The sequence below is a fragment of the Kordia aestuariivivens genome (assembly GCF_014397005.1).
Lineage (GTDB): Bacteria > Bacteroidota > Bacteroidia > Flavobacteriales > Flavobacteriaceae > Kordia > Kordia aestuariivivens.
The window spans coordinates 355807-379465 of the sequence record NZ_JACGWS010000005.1 but is presented as its reverse complement, the minus strand read 5'-3'; the positions used below and the strand labels follow the sequence as shown (position 1 = coordinate 379465).

20 protein-coding genes are annotated in these 23659 nt (G+C 34.6%); 9 read left to right on the top strand and 11 right to left on the bottom strand.

The window, feature by feature from the left end; translation table 11 throughout:
- Positions 1–145: 145 nt before the first annotated feature.
- From H2O64_RS10815 to H2O64_RS10765, 11 genes are all read right to left on the bottom strand, one after another.
- On the bottom strand, positions 146–2203 hold the full coding sequence (locus tag H2O64_RS10815; protein ID WP_187562209.1) for a T9SS type A sorting domain-containing protein: 2058 nt from the start codon (positions 2201–2203) through the stop codon (positions 146–148).
- Between the two features lie 7 nt (positions 2204–2210).
- Entirely contained in the window at positions 2211–3287 is a 1077-nt protein-coding gene (locus H2O64_RS10810; RefSeq protein ID WP_187562208.1) for a hypothetical protein, read from the bottom strand.
- 330 nt (positions 3288–3617) lie between these two features.
- Positions 3618–6986, bottom strand: coding sequence for a preprotein translocase subunit SecA (secA, locus tag H2O64_RS10805; protein ID WP_187562207.1), 3369 nt, complete (start codon positions 6984–6986; stop codon positions 3618–3620).
- A gap of 69 nt (positions 6987–7055) precedes the next feature.
- Positions 7056–7277 (bottom strand): DUF2795 domain-containing protein, encoded by a 222-nt coding sequence (locus H2O64_RS10800; RefSeq protein WP_160128010.1) that lies wholly within the window; start codon positions 7275–7277, stop codon positions 7056–7058.
- Between the two features lie 128 nt (positions 7278–7405).
- Positions 7406–7981, bottom strand: coding sequence for a cob(I)yrinic acid a,c-diamide adenosyltransferase (locus H2O64_RS10795; RefSeq protein WP_187562206.1), 576 nt, complete (start codon positions 7979–7981; stop codon positions 7406–7408).
- Positions 7956–8126, bottom strand: a complete 171-nt coding sequence (locus H2O64_RS10790; protein WP_187562205.1) for a hypothetical protein — start codon at positions 8124–8126, stop codon at positions 7956–7958. Before H2O64_RS10790 ends, H2O64_RS10795 begins: the two co-directional genes overlap by 26 nt.
- Positions 8119–8274 (bottom strand): hypothetical protein, encoded by a 156-nt coding sequence (locus H2O64_RS10785; RefSeq protein ID WP_187562204.1) that lies wholly within the window; start codon positions 8272–8274, stop codon positions 8119–8121. The genes H2O64_RS10790 and H2O64_RS10785 overlap by 8 nt, the downstream gene beginning before the upstream one ends.
- Positions 8275–8281: 7 nt before the next feature.
- Positions 8282–9097, bottom strand: coding sequence for a class I SAM-dependent methyltransferase (locus H2O64_RS10780; RefSeq protein WP_187562203.1), 816 nt, complete (start codon positions 9095–9097; stop codon positions 8282–8284).
- Positions 9098–9186: 89 nt separating this feature from the next.
- Complete coding sequence (locus H2O64_RS10775) at positions 9187–10974, bottom strand: hypothetical protein (protein WP_187562202.1); 1788 nt, start codon at positions 10972–10974, stop codon at positions 9187–9189.
- A 67-nt stretch (positions 10975–11041) separates the two neighbouring features.
- On the bottom strand, positions 11042–11806 hold the full coding sequence (locus H2O64_RS10770) for an O-methyltransferase (protein ID WP_187562201.1): 765 nt from the start codon (positions 11804–11806) through the stop codon (positions 11042–11044).
- A 2-nt stretch (positions 11807–11808) separates the two neighbouring features.
- Positions 11809–13680 (bottom strand): ABC-F family ATP-binding cassette domain-containing protein, encoded by a 1872-nt coding sequence (locus tag H2O64_RS10765; protein WP_187562200.1) that lies wholly within the window; start codon positions 13678–13680, stop codon positions 11809–11811.
- Positions 13681–13791: 111 nt separating this feature from the next.
- Here H2O64_RS10765 and H2O64_RS10760 point away from each other — a divergent pair, with 111 nt between their 5' ends.
- The 9 genes from H2O64_RS10760 to H2O64_RS10720 all read left to right on the top strand — a co-directional run bounded on the left by H2O64_RS10760 (position 13792) and on the right by H2O64_RS10720 (position 23629).
- On the top strand, positions 13792–14595 hold the full coding sequence (locus H2O64_RS10760; RefSeq protein WP_187562199.1) for a polysaccharide biosynthesis/export family protein: 804 nt from the start codon (positions 13792–13794) through the stop codon (positions 14593–14595).
- Positions 14596–14599: 4 nt separating this feature from the next.
- Complete coding sequence (locus tag H2O64_RS10755; RefSeq protein WP_187562198.1) at positions 14600–17059, top strand: exopolysaccharide transport family protein; 2460 nt, start codon at positions 14600–14602, stop codon at positions 17057–17059.
- A gap of 51 nt (positions 17060–17110) precedes the next feature.
- Complete coding sequence (locus H2O64_RS10750) at positions 17111–18970, top strand: carbamoyltransferase family protein (RefSeq protein WP_187562197.1); 1860 nt, start codon at positions 17111–17113, stop codon at positions 18968–18970.
- A gap of 5 nt (positions 18971–18975) precedes the next feature.
- A complete protein-coding gene (locus H2O64_RS10745) occupies positions 18976–20115 on the top strand; it encodes an SGNH/GDSL hydrolase family protein (RefSeq protein ID WP_187562196.1) in 1140 nt (379 codons plus the stop codon).
- Between the two features lie 3 nt (positions 20116–20118).
- On the top strand, positions 20119–20268 hold the full coding sequence (locus H2O64_RS10740) for a DUF5989 family protein (protein WP_187562195.1): 150 nt from the start codon (positions 20119–20121) through the stop codon (positions 20266–20268).
- A 93-nt stretch (positions 20269–20361) separates the two neighbouring features.
- Positions 20362–20742, top strand: coding sequence for a hypothetical protein (locus tag H2O64_RS10735; RefSeq protein ID WP_187562194.1), 381 nt, complete (start codon positions 20362–20364; stop codon positions 20740–20742).
- Positions 20743–20758: 16 nt separating this feature from the next.
- A complete protein-coding gene (locus H2O64_RS10730) occupies positions 20759–21649 on the top strand; it encodes an ABC transporter permease (protein ID WP_187562193.1) in 891 nt (296 codons plus the stop codon).
- The gene (locus H2O64_RS10725) at positions 21649–22974 is read left to right on the top strand and encodes an ABC transporter ATP-binding protein (RefSeq protein WP_187562192.1); all 1326 of its coding nucleotides are present in this window, start codon (positions 21649–21651) and stop codon (positions 22972–22974) included. The genes H2O64_RS10730 and H2O64_RS10725 overlap by 1 nt, the downstream gene beginning before the upstream one ends.
- A gap of 7 nt (positions 22975–22981) precedes the next feature.
- Positions 22982–23629, top strand: a complete 648-nt coding sequence (locus H2O64_RS10720) for a class I SAM-dependent methyltransferase (protein WP_187562191.1) — start codon at positions 22982–22984, stop codon at positions 23627–23629.
- Positions 23630–23659 lie beyond the last annotated feature (30 nt).

The following is a 23659-nucleotide window of genomic DNA, read 5'->3' as shown; positions in this document are numbered from 1 at the left end:
ACTTGGAGGTAAAAGACTTAACTGATCTTGACAATAGGTCTTAAAAATAACTTTTCTGCTCATTCTTAAAGTTAAGAATTACTTCAAAAAATTGCAAAAAAAAAGACTGCCTTTTCAGACAGCCTCTGTTTTATTAAGTTATAGATTACTTTTTAATTATTTTTCCAGTAAATGTTTTTTCTTCTGAAATGACTTTTATAAAATAAATTCCTTCAATAAAATTTGAAATATCAACTTGAAATTTACTTGTATTTGATTGTTTGAATTGATTAGAATACATCAATCCTCTACTCATACTATAGATTTCTACTTTGAAATTTTGAATTACCTCAGTTAATTCTACAGTTACAATACTGGTTGCAGGATTCGGATATAAAGTAATTGGAATATCTTGTTGTGACGGTTTGTATTGAGGAATTAATTTTGGCGTAGGAGCTAAATTAAGTGCAGTCTCAAAATAGTTAGCTGTTGCAATTGTTCTGCTTTGAAAATTCCCTGTACATCCTTCAATATAAGACCTAAATACACTTCCTGAACGCGCTAAGAAATTATGAGTCATTAATACTTCATTTCCAGCATGATATATTCCTGTGGCGGAAGATTCTATAGTGTTTGAAAGTGTAATAGTTTGATTCGCTTGTTTAGTCTCAGTCTGCCCCGAATTAACATTTGCAGTTATGGTAGCATTTTCTGGACATTCTTCTATTAATTGAAATGGAGAAGTATACGTAAGGGTTTGTCCAGATCTATTATCTGTCCAAACAGGATATACCTGTCCACCTCTTGCAGAGATTCCTAAATAATCACCCATATAACCGCCAGCCAATCCTGGAATTGGAGCAGGAGTAAAGGCTACATCACTTACTCTAAAATCTTCCCAAGTATTTCCTCCATTTGTAGAGGTAGCTACCCAAGCTTCAACTTGCGCAGCACCAACATCTCTATCGTCATAAAAAATTACACTTAAATCTCCTGTAACAGGATCGCATGTAATCCATGGAAAATACTGCACATTTCCAATAGGATCTTGATTTACTCTTATCGGTGCCGACCATGTATTCCCTTGATTGGTAGAACGAATCATATATACACTAATGTCATTCCCTGTATTAGTTCCTGGTACGCCTTGATTGCTCCAAACTACATAAATGTTTCCATCATTGAGACCTCCGCTAATATCTACTGCCATCACAGGGAAGGAGTTTGTTCGCATATTTTTCCCATGAGGATTTGCTAAACCTCCAGTAAAACCAGGTTGCCAACGTATTCCTCTGATATTATTTTGGATACGTGTAGCGGCAGTAAAAGTTACGCCCCCATTAGTAGATCTTGCAAAACCTATAGCGTTTTCTCTAGCTGGGAAAGCATCATAAATAGCCCAAGTAGCATATACTTCTCCATTAGGTCCCGTTTGGATATTTACACCTTGATTAAACCTTACAGCATTAACAGCATTACTTATCGTTATGGGAGCTGACCAATTTTGTCCATCGTTCGTAGACCTAGATAATGCAATTTCTCCTTGATTTCCAGTATTTCCACCAAATAATGCTAAGGGAGTCCAAGCACTGTAAAGATTACTTTCAAATGCGCTTGTAGTGCTATTATCAACCCACAAGTGATTTTTGTCTAATAATTCATTTGCACCTGGATTTGCTATCATTGTAGATGTCCAAGTTGCTCCATTATTTGTAGAGATGGAGATGCCTTGACCTGAATTTGCAGCGATATTACCTATATAACTTACGCCATTATTATTTATAGCTGCCGCTGGATCTCCTCTATTATTTCCGCCTGCACCTCCGGTATTACCAACCCAATTGATGCCGCCATCGAAACTGAAGAGGGCATTTGTCCCAAATACAGTTCCATTGACTTCAGAATTATTTGAATTTAGTGCAATTTGATTATTCATTGGATTTACGAAAACGGAGTTTTCACTCTGAGAAACATTGTTTCCTGTTAGTAAAACTACATCTGGAGAATCTACAACGCCCATTTTTGAATTTATTATGGAACCTTTTTTCGTAGGTTTTTTAGATGGAACATTAGGGTTGAAAGGAGTTTTTCCTTGTTCAGCGCTTTCCTTCCAATAACGCCAATTGTCTATCGCTTTATTAATATCTTCTTTTTGAGCATGCGCCCACTGTGTGAAACTTATGCAGAAAAAAAATAGTAGTAAATAGTGTATCGTTTTTTTCATAATTATATTATTTACTTTCTTTTTTCAACATCTTTTTCAATAAAACCTTCATTTCATTTAGTTGCTCTTGCTGTGATTCTAAAATACGCTGCTGGTCTTCTATATTTTTATTTTGTTCAATAATATATAGCGTTAACTCTTCAATTTTTTCTTGTTGTATTTTTGTAATATCACCTAAATTTAATCCTTCAGTTTCTACTGTTTTTGCAGAAGGTACATTTGGTAAATGTCCATTTTCATTTATGTAGCTTTCTACCTCGCTCAAAGGTTTTAATTCGTATTCTTTTTCAAACACATAATCAGCCCAATCAGTTCGTACACGAACTTCTTTTGCTAGGATTCCTCCATTTACAAATAGTTTGTAATTTTGGTTAATATATATAGTAGGTGCGTAAGGTGTTCCAATATTAATATATCCTTGTTGCGGCTTTACGTGAAAAAATGCATTTAGTACGTCTGATCCAACAGTGGTGCTACCAACTACAAAATCTTGGAATACACTCAGCTTTTGTGTCACGTGTTCATCTCCATTTATTTTTAAGTAGTTAGTTGAAAAATCGCCATGAATGAGTGGATTAGATGTGTTGGAATTATCTATGTATAGTTTATTGCTGCCTAATTCACTGTAACCCGCATTCATACCAAGAAATATATTTCCTGTACCTGAAACGTTGCTGTATCCTGAACGGTACCCAAAAAAAGTATTGTTGTTACCTGTTACATGATTATACCCAGAAGCATTTCCTGTAAATGTATTGTACGAACTTGTTGTATTTCTAAATCCTGCTGAAGTACCAATAAAAATATTATTTCCTCCAGAAGTATTTGATTTTCCAGCACTACTTCCAATAAAAACTCCACTTGAGCCATAATTAACATCTCCAGCATAGCTACCCATAAAAGTGTTAGAATATCCTGAATTTCCTGTTCCAGTTCCAAAATAGGTGCTTCCATAACTTCCTGTTGCGGCATTTAATCCAGCCGTAGTAACTCCGTATTGAAAGTTTTGTACATGTGTTTCCTGTCCAATGAGTAGCATTGGTAAACTGATTAAAATTGTTAAAAGTAAATTTATTTTCTTCATGGTAAATTGGTATTTGGTTAATATTGATTTTAGTTATATCTAAAACTATACTTAATATCCTTTACAAGAAGTATAAATAAACGTCTACATTTTAAGGTTTTAACTTTCTTTTTGTTTGAAAATGTTTCTTATTTTATTAAAATAAAAGCTTTATAAATTTGATATGGCGTAGTTATGAATATTAATTTATGAAGAAGTTTGCAAGGATGATATGTAGACTTCGAGAATCTAAGTCTATAAACAAAAAAACTCCCATGTTTCCATGAGAGTTTATATATATTATAAGTGCGCTGAAACACTCGAAGCGAGTGGTAATTTAGCTTGTCGAAATTAATCTTCAACAATTACCCATTGTCCTTTTGAAATCAATGGTTCTGCTTGTTTGTACTTTACCGTTTTGTTTTCGCCTGTCATTACATTTTTAATCGTCACACGTTCGTTACGACCAATTTTTGGCTTATCGCGAACAATAGTTTCTGTAACTTGCGGACGTTGTCCTTGCGATTGTTGCATCGCTTGACGATTTGCAGCCGCTTTTTCATCACTATTTAATACTTCTTCTTTAGAAGTTTTATAGTTTTCTTTTTTACGTCTTTGCTCACGTGCTTCTTGAATACGATCTGGATTGTTGTCTGCCAATTCTCCTTTAAACAAGAATGATAAAATTTCACGATTGACTTTATCAATTACATCTTTAAACAATTCAAATGCTTCAAATTTGTAGATTAATAACGGATCTTTTTGTTCGTGCACAGCCAACTGAACTGATTGCTTTAATTCGTCCATCTTACGCAAGTGCGTTTTCCAAGCATCATCAATAATAGCTAACGAAATATTCTTTTCGAAATCTGTTACCAATTGTTTTCCTTGAGAATCATACGCATCTTTTAAATCACTGACAACATTCAATTCTTTTGTTCCATCAGTAAACTTAACAACAATTCGTTCGTATTTGTTTTCTGGGTTTTCATACACTTGTCTGATCACTGGATAAACCGCTTCCGCGTTTTTCTCCATTTTCTCATTGTAGTGTTTGAAAGCAGCTGTGTATACTTTTCCAATGATTTCTTGCTCTGTCATTTTCTCAAATTCCTCAGCAGAAATTGGACTTCCGATAGAGAAGTAGCGAATTAACTCAAATTCAAAGTTTTTATAGTCGTTAGCGGCTTTGTTTGTTTCCGTAATGATTTCGGTAGTGTCATACACCATATTCGAAATATCTACCTTTAAACGCTCTCCGTGTAAGGCATGGCGACGACGTTTGTACACAACTTCACGTTGCGCATTCATTACATCATCATATTCTAACAAACGTTTACGAATTCCGAAGTTATTTTCCTCCACTTTTTTCTGTGCACGTTCAATAGATTTTGTCATCATGGAATGCTGAATTACTTCACCTTCTTTCAATCCCATTCTGTCCATCATCTTGGCAACTCGGTCAGAACCGAATAAACGCATCAAATTATCTTCTAAAGAAACATAAAACTGTGAGCTTCCTGGATCTCCTTGACGACCAGATCGACCACGTAACTGTCTATCTACACGACGAGAATCATGACGTTCTGTACCAACAATGGCTAATCCGCCAGCGGCTTTTACTTCTTCACTCAACTTAATATCCGTTCCACGACCTGCCATGTTTGTTGCAATCGTAACTTGTCCTGGTTCTCCAGCTTCCGCTACAATATCTGCTTCACGTTGGTGTAGTTTCGCGTTTAATACATTGTGTGGAATTTTACGAATAGAAAGCATTCTTCCTAGTAATTCCGAAATTTCAACCGAAGTTGTACCAATTAACACAGGCCTTCCTTGTTTAGACAATTCAGTTACCTCATCAATAATGGCATTGTATTTTTCACGTTTTGTTTTGTAGATTAAATCTTCTTTGTCTTTACGTGCAATAGGTCTGTTTGTTGGAATTTCAACAACATCCAATTTGTATATTTCCCATAATTCTCCTGCTTCTGTAACCGCCGTACCTGTCATTCCTGATAGTTTGCGGTACATTCTGAAGTAATTCTGTAATGTTACTGTTGCAAAAGTTTGTGTAGCATCTTCAATTTTCACATTTTCTTTTGCTTCAATCGCTTGGTGTAATCCGTCAGAATAACGACGTCCATCCATGATACGACCAGTCTGCTCATCAACAATTTTTACTTTGTTGTCCATTACTACATATTCTACATCTTTTTCAAAAAGTGTGTAGGCTTTTAGTAATTGACTTAAGGTATGAATACGTTCACTTTTTACTCCGAATTCACGGAAAAGTTCTTCTTTGAGTTCAACCTCTTTTTCTTTTTCTAATTCTTGCGCTTCAATTTTGGCAATTTCTCCACCAATATCAGGCATTACAAAGAAATCATTATCATTGCTTCCTGCAGATAAATATTCAACTCCTTTGTCTGTAAGATCAATTTGATTGTTCTTTTCTTCAATCACGAATAATAATTCTGCATCTACTTTGTGCATTTCGCGATTGTTGTCTTGCATGTAAAAGTTCTCCGTTTTTTGAAGTAGTTGTTTTACACCTTCTTCACTTAAGAACTTGATTAATGCTTTATTTTTTGGTAAACCTCTGAAAACTCTTAATAATAAAAATCCACCTTCTTTGGTATCACCATCTTTGATCATTTTCTTAGCTTCCGCTAAAACACCTGTTAAATACTGACGTTGTTTTCCAACAATGTCAGCAATTTTAGGCTTTAAATCATTAAATTCATGTAAATCTCCTTGCGGAATTGGTCCAGAAATAATCAATGGCGTACGCGCATCATCAACTAATACAGAATCGACCTCATCGACAATTGCATAGTTATGCGGACGTTGTACCAAATCGTTTGGCGAATGCGACATATTATCACGCAAGTAATCGAAACCAAATTCATTGTTTGTTCCGTAGGTGATGTCAGCTGCGTAGGCTTTTCTTCTTGCTTCAGAGTTTGGTTGATGGTAATCAATACAATCAATGGTAAATCCATGGAATTGGAATATTGGTGCCATCCACGCGCTATCACGTTTTGCTAAGTAATCATTCACAGTTACCAAATGCACACCTTTTGCTGGTAATGCGTTTAAGTAAACAGAAAGTGTAGCAACCAAGGTTTTTCCTTCTCCTGTTTTCATCTCGGCAATTTTACCTTGATGCATGGTAATTCCACCAATTAACTGTACATCGTAGTGAATCATATCCCAAGTGACTTCCTTTCCAGCGGCATCCCAAGAGTTTTGCCAGATAGCATTGTCGCCATCAAGTGTTACATAATCGTGAAGTCCAGATAATTCTCTGTCGTACGGAGTTGCCGTAACATTTAGTTCCTTGTTATTTGTAAAGCGTTTTGCAGTTTCTTTAACCACAGCAAATGCTTCTGGTAAGATATCAAACAAGACAGCTTCCGTTATTTCGTATTCTTCGTCTCTAAGTTTATCAATTTCTTGATAGATATCTTCTTTACGTTCGATATCTGAAATTGATTCAGCTTCTTCTTGTAGCGAAGCAATTCTTTCGTTATTTTCTTTGCACGCTTCCGCGATTTGCGTTCTAAAGTGTGTTGTTCGAGCTCTAAGTTCGTCAAGCGTTAATTGTGACAATTGCGCTTCGTGCGCTTTTATCTTATCAACAATAGGCTTGAGTCCTTTTATATCTTTCTTGGATTTATCTCCAACAAAGACCTTTAACACTGAATCTAAAAAACTCATGGTTTATGTGGTTTTACATTAAACAAAAAAAAGTCTCAATATGGAGACTTTTTCCTTGTTTAACTTGTTTTAATATTCATCTTCGTTCCAGAGATAATCATCATCTGTAGGATAATCTGGCCAAATTTCTTCGATAGATTCATAGGTTTCACCTTCATCTTCGATGGATTGTAAGTTTTCAACAACCTCTAAAGGAGCTCCTGTTCTAATTGCATAGTCAATCAACTCATCCTTTGTAGCTGGCCAAGGAGCATCACTTAAGTGAGACGCCAATTCTAATGTCCAATACATATTTTTTGATATTAATTTTTTGCAAAAATAAATTTTTAAATGAAAAAGTCAAGTAAAAAAATCATTATTTACACATTATTTTTAAGAACGTTTTTTTAAGGATATGTATTTCCTTAATTTTTAGGTGATTACGAATTCTTTTTAGGAATCCATTTTATCTCGTTTGCTTGTAGATCATGGGACAACTTTCGTGCCAATACAAATAGATAGTCAGAAAGTCGGTTTAAGTATTTTAATGTATGCTGATCAAAAGGCTCAATTTCATAAAGAGCTGATGCTAAACGCTCTGCACGACGGCATACACAACGGGCAATGTGACAGAATGACACGGTTTGATGTCCGCCAGGCAAGACAAAGTGCGTCATTGGTGGCAATTCATCATTCATAGTGTCCATTTCTTTTTCTAACACAGCAATGTTGTCTTCTGAGATTCTAGGAATGTTCAATCGGTCTTTTCCGTTCTTTAAGGTTGCCTTTTCAGGATCGGTCGCTAAAACAGCTCCAACAGTAAACAACAAATCTTGAATTTCCATTAAAACCTCTTGATAGTGCGGATTGATTTCCTGATCTCTGATTAATCCTATGTGTGAATTGAGTTCATCAACAGTTCCATAACTATCAATTCGGATGTGGTGTTTGGGAACGCGTGTGCCGCCAAATAGGGCAGTTGTTCCTTTGTCACCTGTCTTCGTATATATTTTCATCTTTTCTTTTCGTAGCTTTTGGTTTGTGGTTTTCTTTTCTTTTTCTTTCAAAATGATCTTTCAGCTTTTTCTCAGTTTTCCTATTGGTGAGATATACAAATAATCCACCAATGAGTAATGCTGCTGGAAGTTTCCAATCAATCATCTTTAGGTTCTTTTTTTTGTTCTAAATGCTTTTTCATAAACACTTTGTTCTTGCGACTCATAGCACGCTTTTTATTTTTACGCGTATTTACAAATAAAAATGGCGCAAGTATAACGACGATCACGATGACAATAATTAAATCTCTCATCAGTTTGTTATTTATTTTGTTCCATCAACATGGTTAAATGCATACATTTATATAAATGACGATCATTTGTTTGTGATTGTTCCCAATCTTTTTGATGTAATTTTTTAATATAATTTAATCGCTTTGCAGCGCTCATCGGAATTAAATTCAAGAAAAACGCCCATTTTGAACTTCCTAAGATGGCTCTGCGTTCCACAACTTTAAATTCTGTATGAAAACGTTTGACTGTTTTTTTTGAAAATGGCCATTCCCAATCAGCATCTGACTGAAAAGGTCTGTACATTCCACGAATGATGCGCAATGGCCAACTTGTCTTTAACGGATCATACGAGATGAGTTTTCCATCAGCAGCTAGTTTTTCTTTGAGTTTCCCAAATAATAGGTCCAAACTTTCAAAATGGTGCAACACGCCATACGCGTATATAATGTCAAAGTCATTTTCTGCAAATTCGGGCGATAAAAAATCAATCGCTTTCGCTTCTGCATTTGGAAAATCTTTCAAGCGTTCGTTCAATTGTCCGATGGCTTTATCGCTCAAGTCAATTCCAAGATAACTTTTGGAATGTTCGGCTAGGTATAAACTCAAGTGATTTCCAGCGTAACAGCCTAAATCCAATACTTTTTTGTCTGACAAATCGCCCAACCAAGTTTTGTGCTTTTCATATACTTGCTCGTTGATTTGGAGCTCTTTTCTAAAATCAGATAATAATTTATTCCGCATAAAAGACCAAACTTTTGTCGCAGCATTCTTCTTCTTTACATTGTAAAATTCCTTCTGCTTTTTGTTCGTCTCTAAGACTTCTTCTAATTGTGTATTGCTCACTTTTTTGATTTTTTCGGGGCTAAACTACTAAATTACTTTATTTCTAAGAATTATGCTTAAATTTTGTTGTGAATCTCTTTGTATATTGTTTAGTCTAACACATATATTTTTTGCGTAAAACCGTGTGTTGTTAAGTAATTTTGTATTTCTTCTGCGTTTATTTTTTTGATAACGATTGCGTCGTATGTTGCTAGTTTTGACTTTAATTCGTCAATAGTATGCAAAGTTGTTAATTGCTTAAAGGTAAAAGGCTCACTGTTTGTTTGTACTGGTAACGCTTCATATTTTAAATGATACAGCGAAATATCTTCTATATTATCATACGTGATATACGCAATGTTTTGAATTTTTTCTTTGCTGATGAATGGTGCAATTTGTTTGCCAATACTAATTCTACTTTTCACACTTTCACTTGGCGTAGATTGTACTAAATTAGAAAAGAAAGAACGCGGTAAAACCATCATAAAAAATACTAAAACCGCAATTGCGTAATATGTGTACCTTCTTTTAGAATTATGAGTTAAAATGCTTAAAAAGAAAAAGAACGCTAAGAGCAAACTTCCCATGTAACGATAATAACTAGCCAATTCTCCTGCTTCTTTTTGCGTGATTTCATAAAATACAAAAGCATAAATGAATAGTAATAAAATTGCATAGCCAATAATGGCAAATAACATGGTTGTTAGTAATATTATGAAACTATATTTTTTCGGGAAATATGATAAAATCCGCTTGCGATGAAACAACACAATACTTGCGAGTAACGCAATGATAAAAAGTGCGCTAATGTTTATATTTGAAGCATCTTGCAGAAATGAAAGGTTGATTCCTGTGTACTTTTTTAGGTCTTTTTGAAGTGTTGCAGGTTTTAATACAGCACTTCCAATTTCTTGTTCACCAAAGAAAAAAGCATTTACAAACGAATCTCGAATACCATCATAATGTGCTGGAGGATTCATAATATTTTCCAAAGTAATTTGAGAAGTCGTTTTTGAAATTGGTTCTGCATTTTTAATAGAAATGTATGCTTTCCAACTTCCAAAACAGCCAAAAACAATCAATCCCGCCAATACTAAAGGTTTTATTTTTTGTAGAAATTGCTCACGAATGTTACTCGTAAAGAGATAATTTAGACCAATACAACCTAAACCAATTACGCTAAATAATATTCCGATCGGTTTTGTGAGTGTCAATGCGGCAAGTAAAACTGCTGTTAGCAATAATGCCTTATTTTTATCTTCAAGCAAAAAATAGATTGCCAAACTACTTCCTAAAAGCATTGCTATTGTATTATCTGCGTACAGAAAATAAATAGGCGTACATAATACTTGATACGCCACAAAAAGCATAATAGTTGTCAAGATTATATTGAGATACATTTTTTGACGTTTGTAGCAAATCATTGGGATAAAAGCCAACGAAAAAATAACATGCGCCGAAATACTGATGCCTTCATGCAAATTACCAGCAATTGTTTTATTAAAATAGTATTGAATTAGTGTTGTAATTCGCGGATATTCTGGGAAATCAGTAAAATTCAAGCCATAAATCTGATCAGTAATGACCAATTCTTTTAGCGCAACTGCCCAAAAACTAAACTCGTCCCAAGCGGAAAAATACGAATTTCCATAAGCCAAGAGACTTATCCCGAAAAGGACAATAAACAAACGCAACGGAAATTCTAGTAAAACTTCAGTTCGGTTACTTTTAAAATAGTGAAACGTGTAATACCCAAAACTCACAAAACCTAACACATATAAAAGATACGCGACTATTTGCAAGATATTAAACATCATTGCAATTGTCAATAAAATGCCAATACTGCAAAACGTAAGAATAGGCGTGAAGCCAGCATAAATTTTAAATTTACGCTGCATAAACAACATGCTTCCCAAAAGCGAGCATAATAATAGTATGGATTTTATAACGAGTAGTAGCATACAATTACAAACGTACAATAAAATGTTCTTTTACTTGTTCTTGACGAAAAAATACAAATCCCCAAAAAAAGGTGTCAATAGTGACCGTAACTTTCGGATGGTTTTTAATGATTTCCCACGCTTCCGACATTTCTTGACTCCAATGAATATCATCAAAAATAAATAGCGAATCGTTGTTTGCCGTTGTCAATAATTGTTCAAAATAACGAACTGTTGCTTCTTTTTGATGGTTTCCGTCAATGTAAACCAAGTCATAGCTCGTATTTGTGAGTTTTGCTAGCAAAGTTGAAAATTCGTCAACATAAACAGTTACATTCGTCAACTTATATTTTTTAAATTGCTTCTGCGCGATTGCTGCCGTTTCAGGACAACCTTCTAAAGTAGTAACTTTGGTTGCTTCTTTCATTGCAATCGTTGCCATTCCTAAAGAAGTTCCGAGTTCTAAACTATTTTTTATCCTAAAGTAGGAGACAAGTCGCGCTAACAGTTTGCCACGTTTTAGTGTAATTCCAGCATTTTTCGCGATGGCGGAAACTTTCCGTTTATTAGATGAAAAGACTCTGCTTCCAGCACCAAAATCTTTGACTTCAATTTCTGTGTGATCGTTTAATACATCGTTTCGATACTTTGAAATGGTTTGATACATTTCTTTTGATTCTTTATCGTAAAAACATTTCGTAATCAAATCATACACAAAAGGCGAATGCACACCATGTTGATTGGTGGATTTTATCAAAAATCTGAAATATGCAAAGATTTGATACCACATAGTTATGCTTCCATTTTTGCAGCCAATTCAAACCAACGTTCCGTTTTTTCTTCCGATTCTTTGATGATTTTCTGCAATTCTATTGATTTCTCTTGAATTTCTTCCTGCGACAATTCACTTGTCACAAAAAGTTGTTCTATCGTTTCTTTTTGCTCTTCCAAACGCTGAATGTCTTTTTCCAAACGTTTGTATTCTTTTTGTTCGTTGTGCGTCAATTTCTGATTTCCATCATCTTGTCGCCACGATTGCTTTTCTTTCTTTTCTCCTGCATTTTTACTTTTAGATTCAGGCACCACACTATCTTCATACACTCTAAAATCGGTGTAGTTTCCAGGGAAATCTTCAATAACGCCGTCTCCTCTAAAAATAAATAAGTGATCTACAATTTTGTCCATGAAATATCTATCGTGAGAAACCACGAGTAAACAACCAGGGAAATCGAGCAGAAAACTTTCCAACACATTGAGCGTAACAATATCTAAATCGTTTGTCGGTTCATCGAGAATTAAAAAATTAGGATTTTGAATCAAAACAGTACATAAATACAAACGTTTTAGTTCGCCACCAGATAATTTCTCAACAAAATCATATTGACGTTTTCTACTAAACATGAAGCGTTCTAGCAATTGCGCTGCCGAAATTAACTTTCCTTTTTTCAACGGAATGTATTCTCCAAACTCTTTAATAATGTCAATTACTTTTTGACCTTTTTTCGGATTGATTCCACTTTGTGTGTAATAGCCAAATTTCGTCGTTTCACCAACCACCACTTTTCCAGCATCTGTGTCTAAGTTTCCAGTAATCATATTCAAAAACGTAGACTTTCCAGTTCCGTTTTTCCCAATGATACCAATACGTTCTCCTTTTTTAAAGACGTATTCAAACTTGTCCATTAATACTTTATCTTCAAAGGATTTAGAAATATTATGGAGTTCCAGAATTTTACTTCCAACGCGTTCCATATTAATTTCCAATTGCACTTCGTGGTCGTTACGACGTTTGTGCGCTCTTTCTTTGATATCGTAAAAATCGTCAATTCTCGATTTTGATTTCGTCGTTCGTGCTTTTGGCTGACGACGCATCCAATTCAGTTCTTTTTTATATAAATTCTTGGCTTTTTCTACCGAAGCTTGCTCTGAAGCAATGCGCGCTTCTTTTTTCTCTAAATAATACGAATAACTTCCTTTGTAGCTGTATAATTGACCATCTTCCAATTCTACAATTTCATTACAAACTCTTTCTAAAAAGTAACGATCGTGCGTCACCATGAAAAGTGTAATGTTTTCCTTTTTGAAATATTCTTCTAACCATTCAATCATCTCTAAATCTAGATGGTTTGTTGGTTCATCCAAAATTAACAAATCGGGTCTGTTGATTAAAACTGTCGCTAAACCCAATCGTTTTTTCTGTCCACCAGAAAGATTACTCACTTTTTGCGATAAATCTTCTAGCTTAAGCTTGAATAAAATTTGCTTGTATTGCGTTTCAAAATCCCAAGCATTGTGCGCGTCCATCTTTTCAAATGCATGTTGATACGCTTCTGCATCATCCGGATTGAGCAATGCTTTTTCGTAATTGGCAATAATGTCCAACACAGGATTATCAGAGGCAAAAATGGTTTCTTCAACCGTAAGTTTTGGATCTAAATTTTCTTTTTGAGAAAGAAATGCTACATGAATTCCTTTTCGAGTCACAATTTGCCCGCTATCTGCTTCTGCATGTCCTGTAATGATATTTAATAAAGAAGTTTTTCCAGTACCATTCTTGGCAATAAAAGCAACTTTTTGATCTTTATTAATTCCAAAAGAAATGTCATTAAACAATACGCGTTCTCCAAATGACTTGGAGATATTTTCAACAGATAAGTAATTCACTTTATATATATTTTTTGCAAATTAAAAATAAAAAGATCATATAAGTCGCATAGAATTTTATTATTACTGTGTAAAACTTATATTTGCTAATTAAACTAATAGAATTTATTAATGAAATTGAAAGCCTCAATATCTATTTTAGTTACATTCTTTTTGCTAACTTCTTGTGTTTCCAATAAAGATTTGACTTATTTTGGTGATAAAGGTAACGGAGATGAGTTACTTGCTCAGAATATAAAATTAAACGAAAAACCTTATAGAGTTCAAATTAGTGATTTGCTATCCATAATGATTAAATCGTCTGATCAAAAATTGGTAGCGATGTTTCAACCAGTAGCGAGCGAAGATGGTTCTAACAATGGAACTTCCGAGCAAAGTTTATATTTTAATGGATTTACGGTAAGTAAGCACGGAAATATTGAAATTCCTACGCTTGGAAAGATGAATGTCCTCGCTTATACGTTGACTGAGATAGAAGAAGCAATCAAGAAAAAGTTGTTAGAAGATTATTTCAAAGAAGAAGCGGACCTTTTTGTTGTGGTAAAATTAGCAGGATTACGATTTACAGTTACGGGAGAAGTTGGTAACACAGGAATCTATGTTCTATACCAAGATCGTGTAAATATTATTGAAGCATTGGCAAGTTCAGGAGATATTACTACGGTTGGAAATAGAAAAGATGTATTGATCATTCGTCAATATCCTCAAGGACAAAAAATACATCATATTGATCTCACAAGTATTGAAGCATTTAACTCTCCATATTATTACATAAAACCTAATGATATGATTTATGTAAAGCCATTAAAACAAAAATCTTTAGGAACAGGAACAACGCTTATACAATCTATAACAACAATTGTTACGGTATTATCATTGGTAACAAGTGTAATAGTACTATCTAGAAATTTATAGTGATATGGAAGAAGAATTTGAAGAATTAAAATCACAAAATTCCTTCGATATCAAGGCACTTGCTTTTCGAGCGCTAAATTATTGGTATTTGTTTGTGATTACATTAGGAATAGCTTTCGTTGCTACGTATTTTTATAACAAGCAATTGGAACGAATTTATAGAGTAGAAAGCTTAATTTCTATAAAAGAAGAACAAAACCCTTTCTTTTCGTCGAGTATGAACCTAACGTTCAATTGGGGCGGTGCGAGTGACAAAGTAGAAACCATCAAAACAATTTTAAAATCTAGAGGACATAACGAAAATGTGGTACGTGTTTTAGAATCGTATATTCATTATAAAAAACAAGGCGAATATCGTTTAGAAGACATTCACACAAATGCGCCATTTATAGTCAGTTTGGATGAAAATCATCCGCAAATCCTCAATACGCCTATAAAAATTGTATTTACTGGTGACCAAAAATATACAACAACTATCGACTTTACCAATGCAGAAAGTTTTTCCAGTATAAATTATAAATTGAATAAAGCTGTTGGCATTATTCCTAAAGAAGAAGTGTTTTCTGATGATTTTGTTATAGATGAAGAAGCGGCTACAGATTACTATAAATTTGCACTCACGCCACGAAGAAATACAAACATTGAGGTTGGAAAAGAATATTTTGTTGTATTTACAAGCTTAAATTCTGAAATTTCCAAATACAGAGCTATCGCAGTCAACTTAAAAGTACAAGGAGCTTCTATGTTGGTGCTAAGTTTAACAGGTCCGAATAGAGCTATTTTAGCGGATTATTTGAATGTTACTTCAGAAATTTTAAAAGAAAAACAACTTGAAGAAAAGAATCAATTTGCAACCAATACGCTTGCGTTCATTGATAAAATGATTACTGGTGTAGAAGATTCTTTGCGAAAAGACGAATTAAAATTAAAAAAATACAAACAGGATAACAAAGTATTCAATCCATCCTTAAAAGGAGAAGAAGTTTTTGCTAAGCTGAATAAATATAGTATTGAGAAGAATGATTACATGCTGAAGCTTCAATACTACAAATTACTAGAAGATTATTTAATCAATAGTACAGATTTCAGATCGTTGCCAGCGCCAGCTTCTTCTGGAATTGAAGATGCAAATATTGTGAACAATGTATCTAAAATCGTTGGATTATCAATTAAACGTGCCAAACTAGGAGAAACCGTCAAAAATGATGTTTTCTTTAAAGAAATAGATCAAGACATACAATCCACAAAGAGCGTATTGCTTGAAAGTGTAAAATCTGCACGTTCATCTATAGATATTGATATTTCTAATGTCAATACTAGAACTGCAAGAGCAAATGCCGAATTTAGAAAGCTTCCAGAAGAAGAACAACAATTGTTCAATATTGAACGTAGTTATAAATTAAGTGAAGCTTCATATACATTATTATTGGAAAAGAAAAACGAAGCAGGAATTGTAAAAGCAGCCAATGTTTCGGATGTAAAAGTTATTGACAGTGCTAAAGATTTAGGGCAAGGATCAATTATGCCAAACACTCAAAAAAACTATTCCGTTGCACTATTTCTTGGACTATTAATTCCGATGGCATTTGTATTTCTAGTCACTATTTTAGACAATAATATCAATACGCCAGATGATATAAAAAACTTATCTAACATTCCTATTTTGGGAATTGTCAGTCGTAGTAGAGCTGAAACAAATTTGGCGGTATTTGAAAATCCTAAATCTTCGGTAGCAGAATCATTCCGTGGAATTCGATCAAGCTTGCAATACATTTACAAAAATATAGATAAAAACAAAACAAAAACTGTAATGGTCACTTCTTCAGTTAGTGGAGAAGGAAAAACATTTTGCTCTATCAATGTAGCATCTGTATTATCATTAACAGGAAAAAAGACAATTTTAGTAGGATTAGATTTGCGTAAACCTAAAATTTTTGGTGATTTTGGGATTACCAACGAATTTGGTACAGTAAATTATTTGATCGGACAAAAAACATTAGATGAAGTAATTCAACCAACAAAATATGAAAATTTAGATATTATTACGTCTGGACCAATTCCGCCAAATCCTTCAGAATTATTAATCAGTCAGCAATTAGACGAATTTATTGGGGAACTTAAACAACGGTACGATTATATCATTTTAGATACGCCGCCAGTAGGTTTGGTTGCGGATGCATTAGACCTCATAGATCACGTTGATGCTACTATATATATGATTCGACAAGATTATACAAAAAAGGCAATGTTGAATATCATCAATGATAAATATAAAAAAGGAGAAGTGAAAAATATAAGTCTTGTATTCAATGATTACCGCCAAAAAGCGAAATATGGTTATGGTTATGGATACGGTTATGGCTACGGTTATGGCTATGGAAGTTATGGAAATGGCTATCATGAAGACGAACAAAAAACAGTATTGTCGAGACTAAAAAGTCTTTTCCGAAAAAATAAAAACTAAACATCCCCAAACTATGAAATGCTCTAAAAAGTATTTCAGAACAAAGCGATTATGACGATATTAGGAATATCCGCATTTTACCACGATTCTGCCGCAGCTATCGTCCAAGATGGAAAAGTAATAGCAGCAGCACAAGAAGAACGTTTTACACGAAAAAAACACGATCCAGCGTTTCCTACGAATGCCGTTTCGTATTGTTTGGAACATGCTGGTAAAACAATAGATCAACTAGATGCGGTTGTCTTTTATGACAAACCATTATTAAAATTTGAACGTTTACTAGAAACCTATTATGGCTTCTCGCCGAAAGGTGTAGCGTCATTCATCACAGCAATTCCGGTGTGGTTGAAGGAGAAAATGTTCCTAAAAAAATTGATCAAAGATGAACTCAAAGAAGTACAATCGTTTGACAAGAAAAAACTAAAATTACTCTTTCCAGAGCATCACTTATCACACGCGGCAAGTGCATTTTATCCGTCGCCTTACGAAAAAGCAGCAATCTTAACCTTAGATGGTGTAGGCGAGTGGGCAACCGCTTCCATTAGTGTTGGAGAAGGAAAAAACATTAAAATGCTCAAAGAATTGCAATTTCCACATTCTGTTGGATTATTGTATTCTGCATTCACATATTTCTTAGGATTCAAAGTAAACTCAGGTGAATACAAACTCATGGGGTTGGCACCTTACGGGAATCCAGATTCGGAACGTGTTCGTAAATTCAAAGAAATCATCAAAACGAAACTCATCAAAATAAATGATGACGGTTCCATTTGGTTAGATCAAAAATATTTCAACTATGCGGTAGGTTTACGCATGGTGTATGATGACAAATGGGAAGCATTGTTCGGTTTCCCACGAAGAACCTCAGAATCTGAATTTGAACAACAACATTCCGATCTCGGTTTGGCAATTCAGGAAGTTACGGAAGAAATCATCATCAAACTTGCAAAACACGCCAAAGAAATCACAGGAGCCGATTATTTATGTATGGCTGGTGGAGTTGCACTAAACTGTGTTGCAAACGGAAAATTACAAAACGAAAACATATTCAAAGAAATATTCATTCAGCCAGCGGCTGGAGATGCTGGAGGCGCATTAGGAGCTGCATTAACGGCGTATCATCTATACTTTGAACAAGAACGTGAAATTGTACCAACAGATGCAATGCAAGGTTCGTATTTAGGTCCTGAATACTCAGACTTAGATGTAGAAAATATCAACAGGAAATACAGTGCAGTAGCAACACATTATTCAGATTTTAATGAATTAACAAAAGATGTTGCAACATACATTTCAGAAGGAAACGCCATTGGTTGGATGCAAGGACGTATGGAATTTGGTCCACGTGCATTGGGTCGAAGAAGTATCTTAGGTGACGCACGAAATCCTGAAATGCAGAAAAAACTCAACCTAAAAATAAAATATAGAGAATCGTTCCGACCGTTTGCGCCTTCAGTTTTGGCAGAAGATGTAAACGAATTTTTCGATTACGAAGGAATTTCGCCATACATGTTATTGGTGCATAAAATTCACCCAAAAATAAAGCATGAAGTTCCAGCAAACTATAACGAGTTGCCAATTCGTGATAAACTATATGTAGAACGTTCTTCATTGCCAGCAATTACGCATATTGATTTCTCTGGAAGAATTCAAACGGTTCACAAAGATACGAATGCTGAATATTGGGAATTGATCAATGAATTCAAGAAAATTACGGGTGTTGGCGTTGTGGTTAACACAAGTTTTAATGTGCGTGGAGAACCGATTGTTTGTTCACCAGATGATGCATATCGTTGTTTTATGCGAACGGAAATGGACTATTTAGTCATTGGAAACCATGTTTACAAAAAAGAAAATCAACCAAGTTGGCAAGATGCGGATGATTGGAAAGAAGAATTTTTATTAGACTAATTATTGTGTGGAAAACAATAAAATATAACCTAATTATACTATTAGTGCTTTTAGTGCTAGTTGAAGTGATTTTGCAGTTTTTTCCTGTGCCTGATCCGTACGAGAATGCGAAGAAAAACATGTTCTTTCCAACAGTTGGAAACCAATATATTGAATCGCAGTTCGATCAAAATTTAGCATTGCAATTTGCTACGGAAGATGGTTTATTAGGATTTGATACTTATAAAGAAACAACCAACTTTACAATCAATAACTATGGTTTTCGTGGTGATGAACTCATCGTGCCGAAACCAAACAATGAATACAGAATTTTCGCTATTGGCGGAAGTTCTACGGAAAGTTTATACATTGACGACACAGACGTTTGGACGCATGTATTACAAGAAAACCTGAATCGTGAAAATGATTCTACAATAGTAAAAGTATACAACGCAGGAAAATCAGGCGATAACATTCAAGATCATTTGGCAATGTTGTCACACCGAATCATTCACTTGCAACCTGATGAAGTCATTGTTTTCTGTGGAATAAATGATGTGACACGTTTAATGTTAGACAAAAATCCACTCAAATTCAATGTAACGAAAAAAGAAGACGCTGAAGTCAGTTTTGGAAACATGTTGGGTGTTTTTATGTATGAATTTCAAATTCCACGACGTTTATACTACGCGTTCAAAAGTAAAGATGAAGCGTTGGAAACGATAGAAATTCAATCGAACTATCGAAAAAAAGTAACCAAAACACAAGCGCGACCTGTTGAAAATCAGCTACCTGAAACCGATTATGGAAATTACAGTAATAAATTAAAATCGTTGATCGGTATTTGTCAAGCAAATGATATAAAGCTTATATTTGCGACGCAAGTAGTGACTTGGGATACGGAAGAAGAAGCATTGAAAAACTGGCATTGGATGACGTCCCGTGGCGGTATTCGATACAATGCGAAGAAACTGCAACAAAAAGTAGATAGCATCAATGCAATTACGGTGAATCAAGGGAAACAATTCAATATTCGGGTATTCAAAACAGATTCCATCATTCCAAAAACAAGCACGTATTTGTATGATGATTGCCATTTTAATCCTGAGGGAAGCAAAAAAATGGGCGACGAACTAGCGAAATTTATAAAAGACAAAAATAAATAGATTATGGAGTTTTTGAAGGACATGTTTAATTTCTTAAAAGAACGAAAAAAATTCTGGCTTTTGCCAATGATTATCGTATTACTACTATTAGGTGTCATCTTAGTATTAGCAGGTGGATCTGCCGTAGCACCATTTATTTACACATTATTCTAGTATATGAAATGAGCCTTAGTAATCAGTTGGTGCCAACCGATTTGATTATTGGCGAATTCCATTTGGCTTAATTCATAAAATAAAAAATATCAAATGAAAAAAGAGGATAATTCAAAAGTATTATTGGTTATTATTGCTGGGTTTTTAATAATCTCAGCCGTGCTAGAGTTTTACTATTTAAAAATTGATGCTGCAAAATATGTACGTTATGTTGCGTTAGGAATTGGTACAGCTTCTTTTTTCCCACCATTAGAACGATTAGTGGTTTGGATTTGGGAAAAAATTGCCATGGTTTTAGGTTGGGTCAATACAAAAATTATCCTATCAGTTGTGTTTTTTATCTTTCTGACACCATTTGGAATACTGTCAAGAATATTCTCAAAAAACGCATTACAACTCAAGCAAAGCTCTAAAACCACATTTGTAGAACGTAATCATACCTACACCAAAAAAGATTTAGAAAATATTTGGTAACCTAAAACAACCCAATTTGGACAAGCCCCAAAAAAATAATACATGGTTATTTGAAATATCTTCAAAAAGCAATCTCCTAGATTTCAAATTCAAAGAAATTTGGCAATACCGAGATTTACTGATGCTTTTTGTACGTCGTGATGTGGTCACACTATACAAACAAACGGTTTTAGGACCATTGTGGTATTTAATTCAACCATTACTAACGTCGGTTATATTTACGCTCGTATTTAACGGAATTGCAGACATTAGCACAGGAAGTGTAAATGCTTTTTTGTTTAACCTTGCGGGAATTACCATTTGGAATTACTTTGCAGAATGTCTCAAAGCGACTTCAGATACCTTTAAAAAGAACGAAAACATCTTTGGGAAAGTTTACTTTCCAAGAGTTATCATGCCGTTATCAATTACGGTTTCCAACTTATTAAAACTAGCAATACAATTACTAATATTTATTGCTTTCTATGTATACTTTTCATTAAGTGGCGATGCAGGAACGGTTTCAATATACATTCTGTGGACACCAGTGATCATTCTCATCATGGGAATGTTGGGCTTAGGTTTCGGAATGATTATTTCCTCCATGGTGACAAAATATCGCGATTTAACATTCTTAGTACAATTTGGAATTCAACTATTCATGTACATTTCGGCAGTAATGTATCCAATTGCAATTGTAAAAGATAAATTACCAAGTTATGTTTCTTGGTTGGTAGAATACAATCCGTTAGCACATGTAATAGAATCGTTTCGATACATGGTTTTTTCGGGCGCATACATGAAAGATCCAACAAACGATTTTTCGTCAGTTAACATTCTAGCGATGTTAGTGGTGGCTTTCGTTATCTTTCTTTTCGGACTCATTATATTCAATAGAACAGAACGTAATTTTATAGATACGGTATAATGGAGGAAAAAGAAGTCATATTACGCGTAGAAAATCTATCCAAACAATATCGTTTAGGTGTTATTGGAACAGGAACCATCAGTCACGATTTGAATCGTTGGTGGCATAAAATTCGTGGAAAAGAAGATCCATATTTACGTATAGGTGAGCGCAACAAACGTGCTTCCCTTGGAAAAACGGACTATGTTTGGGCAATCAAAGATGTAAATTTTGAAGTGCGTAGCGGAGAAGTACTAGGTATCATTGGAAAAAATGGTGCAGGGAAATCTACCTTGCTAAAAATTCTATCCAAAGTAACGATGCCAACAACGGGAATCATTCGTTCCAAAGGTAGAATAGCTTCCTTATTAGAAGTTGGAACCGGATTTCATCCAGAATTAACTGGAAAAGAAAACATCTTCCTAAACGGCGCTATTTTGGGAATGACCAAAGCCGAAATCAAAACAAAATTTGACGAAATAGTAGAATTTGCGGGTGTGCAACGGTATGTAAATACACCTGTAAAACGATATTCTTCTGGAATGAAAGTACGTTTAGCATTTGCCGTAGCTGCACATTTAGAACCTGAAATATTAGTGGTTGATGAAGTATTGGCAGTTGGTGATGCAGAATTTCAGAAAAAAGCCATTGGAAAAATGCAAGACATTGCCAAAGGTGAAGGACGTACGGTTTTATTTGTAAGTCACGATATGGATGCTATTCAAAAACTAACACAACGTACAGTTGTATTGTCAGATGGAGAAGTACTATTTGATGGCGATACGGAAAAAGCGATTCAAGCATACCTAAATCAAGGATTAGATACAAAACCATATTGTGAATGGGAAGATATGGATACTGCACCAGGAAACGACTTTGGTCGATTAAAATCGGCGGCAGTTCGCAATGAAAAAGGTGATTTATGCAATCGTTTCAGTGTTCGGGATGATATTTATGTAGAAGTTTCCTATTGGGATTTAAACACAGAATACAACAATACTGCAATAATTCATGTCGTAAACGAACGCGGACAACGTTTATTTGCGTCCAATGAATTCAATGCGCCAGATTGGTTAGACTTTCACAACAAAGAAAAAGGAATTGTGACGGCTACCTGTAAAATTCCACGTCATTTATTAGCAGAAGGACAATTCAATCTATTAATTGCGGTTGGAAATTACAATCCAGAAATCATTCACGCCATTGAAGATAATTTATTAAGTTTTGAAGTATTTGATGATACAACAGGCGATGGTGTTCGTGGACCTTATGCAGGAAAATGGCCTGGTATCATGCGTCCAATGTTAGCGTGGAACATAAAAAAAGAACCTTTAGACTCTAAATAACCTACGAATGAATCAAGCATATATAAAACTTCGAAAAGATATCATTGCATTGATTGAAGGTGAAAACCTCAAAGTCTTGGATGTTGGTTGTTCTAATGGAATCAATGGAAAATGGCTGCTCGATCAAGGAATGGCAACCGAAGTTATTGGTATAGAAACACACAAAGAATCGGTTGTAAATGCCAAACAAAATATCACGCAAGTCATTGAAAAAAGTATTGAAGACGAAGCATTGTTGGAAAGCTTGAAAGGTCAAGAATTCGATTATATCATTTTGGGCGATGTATTAGAGCATCTAATTGATCCGTGGCATGCACTGTCATCTTTGGAAAAATCGTTAAAATCGTCTGGAAAAATGATCATTTCATTGCCAAATGTACAACACTTAGAAACCTTAATTCACTTAGCATTCAAAGGGAAATTCCCGTACGAACCAAGCGGATTATACGATAAAACACACATGCGTTGGTTTACGCTGAAAAACATAGAAGAATTAGTCGATCAGGCAGGAATGGAAATTGAAGAATTAACGCGTGTAACACGTTTTAGAGCGTACAAAGGTGGATTTCCAATCATTCCGAGAATCTTCAAAAAACTTGGATTGTTCAAAAACTTCTTTACATTTCAGTACGTATTTCGCTGTGTAAAAAAATAACATGCTATTTTCAGCCATCATATTATCCAA

What these genes read in the sequence shown, in the direction of transcription:
- H2O64_RS10815 (WP_187562209.1), bottom strand. Translation starts at nt 2,203, where the DNA reads ATGAAAAAAACGATACACTATTTACTACTATTTTTTTTCTGCATAAGT.
- H2O64_RS10795 (WP_187562206.1), bottom strand. Translation starts at nt 7,981, where the DNA reads ATGAAAATATATACGAAGACAGGTGACAAAGGAACAACTGCCCTATTT.
- secA (WP_187562207.1), bottom strand. Translation starts at nt 6,986, where the DNA reads ATGAGTTTTTTAGATTCAGTGTTAAAGGTCTTTGTTGGAGATAAATCC.
- H2O64_RS10740 (WP_187562195.1), top strand. Translation starts at nt 20,119, where the DNA reads ATGGAGTTTTTGAAGGACATGTTTAATTTCTTAAAAGAACGAAAAAAA.
- H2O64_RS10725 (WP_187562192.1), top strand. Translation starts at nt 21,649, where the DNA reads ATGGAGGAAAAAGAAGTCATATTACGCGTAGAAAATCTATCCAAACAA.
- H2O64_RS10800 (WP_160128010.1), bottom strand. Translation starts at nt 7,277, where the DNA reads ATGTATTGGACATTAGAATTGGCGTCTCACTTAAGTGATGCTCCTTGG.
- H2O64_RS10770 (WP_187562201.1), bottom strand. Translation starts at nt 11,806, where the DNA reads ATGTGGTATCAAATCTTTGCATATTTCAGATTTTTGATAAAATCCACC.
- H2O64_RS10750 (WP_187562197.1), top strand. Translation starts at nt 17,111, where the DNA reads ATGACGATATTAGGAATATCCGCATTTTACCACGATTCTGCCGCAGCT.
- H2O64_RS10785 (WP_187562204.1), bottom strand. Translation starts at nt 8,274, where the DNA reads ATGAGAGATTTAATTATTGTCATCGTGATCGTCGTTATACTTGCGCCA.
- H2O64_RS10755 (WP_187562198.1), top strand. Translation starts at nt 14,600, where the DNA reads ATGGAAGAAGAATTTGAAGAATTAAAATCACAAAATTCCTTCGATATC.
- H2O64_RS10720 (WP_187562191.1), top strand. Translation starts at nt 22,982, where the DNA reads ATGAATCAAGCATATATAAAACTTCGAAAAGATATCATTGCATTGATT.
- H2O64_RS10735 (WP_187562194.1), top strand. Translation starts at nt 20,362, where the DNA reads ATGAAAAAAGAGGATAATTCAAAAGTATTATTGGTTATTATTGCTGGG.
- H2O64_RS10760 (WP_187562199.1), top strand. Translation starts at nt 13,792, where the DNA reads ATGAAATTGAAAGCCTCAATATCTATTTTAGTTACATTCTTTTTGCTA.
- H2O64_RS10810 (WP_187562208.1), bottom strand. Translation starts at nt 3,287, where the DNA reads ATGAAGAAAATAAATTTACTTTTAACAATTTTAATCAGTTTACCAATG.
- H2O64_RS10775 (WP_187562202.1), bottom strand. Translation starts at nt 10,974, where the DNA reads ATGCAGCGTAAATTTAAAATTTATGCTGGCTTCACGCCTATTCTTACG.
- H2O64_RS10790 (WP_187562205.1), bottom strand. Translation starts at nt 8,126, where the DNA reads ATGATTGATTGGAAACTTCCAGCAGCATTACTCATTGGTGGATTATTT.